The following is a 2062-nucleotide window of genomic DNA, read 5'->3' on the forward strand; positions in this document are numbered from 1 at the left end:
CAGCCCAAGCCGCGCGCAGGATCGCGGTTCTGGCATCGGCGCGGTTCGGGCCGGCGCCGACTACGGCCCCCATCAGATCGTCTAAGGCCGCGAGACCGCCGGCATGGTCCGCCTCGATGCCTTTGCGGCGCAGGGCGGACCAGAAGGCGAGAGCGGCCGGAGCGTTCAGGCCATGCTGCTCAATGCCGTCCAGAAGGGCCAGGATTGCAGCGGGCGTGACGATGTCGCCGCTCACACCCTGCACACTCTGCTCGCTCACGGGCGCGCGTGCGCGAGGGGGTGTCATGGGCGCCATCCGGGGAGCCCCGTCCAGGCCTCGCGGACGAGCGCTTGACGCTGCTCGGCGCGGATGGGGTCGATCTCCCGAACCTGGTGCAGCACAGCATTCATGGCTTCTTGCCCGCCTAACGCCGATGCCGCCGCTCCTTGCCGGCGCATAGCTGAGCGGTAAGCCCTCATCGCAGGGCCAGCCTTCGGCCCGGTCTCGATCGCCTCGAGGATGATGATTAGGGCCGACATGATTGGGGCGACCTCACGCCAAGTCGGGGCGGGCGGTTGCTCGGGCTCGGCCTGTGGTGCCTGGCTGGGTGACGGCGCAGCGAAGTCAGTGGTCAGCGGACGCTTCATGCTGAACTCCTAATTATCTGCAACGGGTAGTCCACCTGCATCCCGAACCCGTGACCCATCGAGGAGTTGGTTAAGGGTCAGGAGGGCCCCATGGCCTACGACCGAAGCGGCAGCGCAAATCTGTCCGAGAAAGAACGTGAAGCCAGTGAGTGCGCCGGTCGGAAGCGGCTTGGCGAGAATGGATGGCCGCAGGCGCGGCCTACCACCGATGAGCAGCACGCAGCCGATCGCACCAAGACGACCGTGAAACAAAGCCTCAAGCGCTGCTCGCAGGAGACCCAGCCAGCAGTAGCCGAGAGGTAGGTCGCAGGCTTGCAGGCGCTGGGTCACGAGACCGACACTCCGATCCCTGCCCACACGCTCTTCAGGATGATGGTGCGCCACTCCGCGTTCGTAAGATCCATCTTCGCGACCGAGATCATCGCCGCGCCCAATGCGTCGGAGCCACCGGCTGCGTAGATAGCGTCGCCAATCCGGCGCAGCTCGGCCCGGCAAGCAGTGCTGATTGGGTCCGTGGTGAGCCCGGGCAGGTCCAGTTCGCCATAGTGCGGGATCACTGTTGCATCGTGCCAAGATGGGGGACCGGCCGGGATCGCGCCGAGGTTAGGTGCTTGTCGACGCTCCAGATCACCCCTTACGATGACTTGAAGCAGGGCGTCGGCAGCGGCCTCGATGGGGGTGGCGGGCTGGTTCATGCCTGTGCCTCCAGCTCGCGCTCGAAAGCCTCCATCTCCTCGTCGGTGAAGGCGACGGCGCTGCACCAGGCGTAGTGCACCGGGATCGGCATCGCGTAGCTCGGGACCCGGTAGGACCCGAGGGCGTCGCGGCGGGTCTCGCCGCCCTGGTTCACGATCAGCCCCGCGTCCAGCAGATTGCGCAGAGTCTTCGGGGAGCACCGGGGCGGCTCGCCGCAGCCGATGCGGTCGAGGGCGCGGCGCTCGGCCGAGGTACGGCCGGGGTGGGGGAGGCGGTCGGGATCGGACTTGCGGGGCATGGCGTCTCCTTTCAGACGGCGGGACGGTTCAGGGCGGCGTAGCTCGCCCAGACACGGCGCTTGTCGAGCGGGTCGAGGGCGGTGAGGGCGGACAGGGACGGCGCCAGCAGCCCGGCATCCTGTTCGGCTCGGCGCAGCAGATCGGTGAGGGCCTGCCCGCGCGGGCCGGTCGACAGGTGGACGATGGCGCGCAGGCACCTCAGCCGCGCCCTGCGCTCAGCAAGGTCGAGGTCGACCGCGAACGGGCCCCAGGAGTCGGCGGCGGGGATCACCGGCCGAACTCCCAGATCGGTACGCCTTCCGGCTGACCGGGCTTCTCGCGGTGGGTTAGGTGGCCGAACCGGATTTCCGTCGCCGTGATCGCGCGGACCTGGCCCCCGACTGGCAGGACGAGAGCGCCGCAGGCGTCTACGCGAATGATGCCGGCTTCACGGTGGACGC

Annotated in this window: 6 protein-coding genes; 1 reads left to right on the plus strand and 5 read right to left on the minus strand. The window is 68.4% G+C overall.

Going from position 1 to position 2062, the window contains the following annotated elements; all coding sequences use genetic code 11:
• Both MKK69_RS01140 and MKK69_RS01145 read right to left on the minus strand, forming a co-directional pair.
• Positions 1 to 235, minus strand: a 235-nt coding sequence (locus MKK69_RS01140; protein WP_409564764.1) for a hypothetical protein, incomplete at its 3' end; no start/stop codon positions are given.
• A 47-nt stretch (positions 236 to 282) separates the two neighbouring features.
• Positions 283 to 627 carry a hypothetical protein gene (locus MKK69_RS01145; RefSeq protein WP_243964832.1) on the minus strand — a complete coding sequence of 115 codons (345 nt, stop codon included), beginning with the start codon at positions 625 to 627 and terminating at the stop codon, positions 283 to 285.
• A 90-nt stretch (positions 628 to 717) separates the two neighbouring features.
• Here MKK69_RS01145 and MKK69_RS01150 point away from each other — a divergent pair, with 90 nt between their 5' ends.
• Entirely contained in the window at positions 718 to 930 is a 213-nt protein-coding gene (locus tag MKK69_RS01150) for a hypothetical protein (RefSeq protein ID WP_243964834.1), read from the plus strand.
• Between the two features lie 23 nt (positions 931 to 953).
• Here the strand turns inward: MKK69_RS01150 and MKK69_RS01155 are convergent, their stop codons facing one another.
• From MKK69_RS01155 to MKK69_RS01165, 3 genes are read right to left on the minus strand one after another with little or no spacing between them, the layout of a single operon-like run.
• On the minus strand, positions 954 to 1322 hold the full coding sequence (locus tag MKK69_RS01155; protein ID WP_243964835.1) for a hypothetical protein: 369 nt from the start codon (positions 1320 to 1322) through the stop codon (positions 954 to 956).
• Positions 1319 to 1621 carry a hypothetical protein gene (locus MKK69_RS01160; protein ID WP_243964836.1) on the minus strand — a complete coding sequence of 101 codons (303 nt, stop codon included), beginning with the start codon at positions 1619 to 1621 and terminating at the stop codon, positions 1319 to 1321. The genes MKK69_RS01155 and MKK69_RS01160 overlap by 4 nt, the downstream gene beginning before the upstream one ends.
• An 11-nt stretch (positions 1622 to 1632) precedes the next feature.
• Complete coding sequence (locus MKK69_RS01165; protein WP_243964837.1) at positions 1633 to 1893, minus strand: hypothetical protein; 261 nt, start codon at positions 1891 to 1893, stop codon at positions 1633 to 1635.
• Positions 1894 to 2062: the final 169 nt, after the last annotated feature.

The sequence above is a fragment of the Methylobacterium sp. J-026 genome (assembly GCF_022829585.1).
GTDB lineage: Bacteria > Pseudomonadota > Alphaproteobacteria > Rhizobiales > Beijerinckiaceae > Methylobacterium.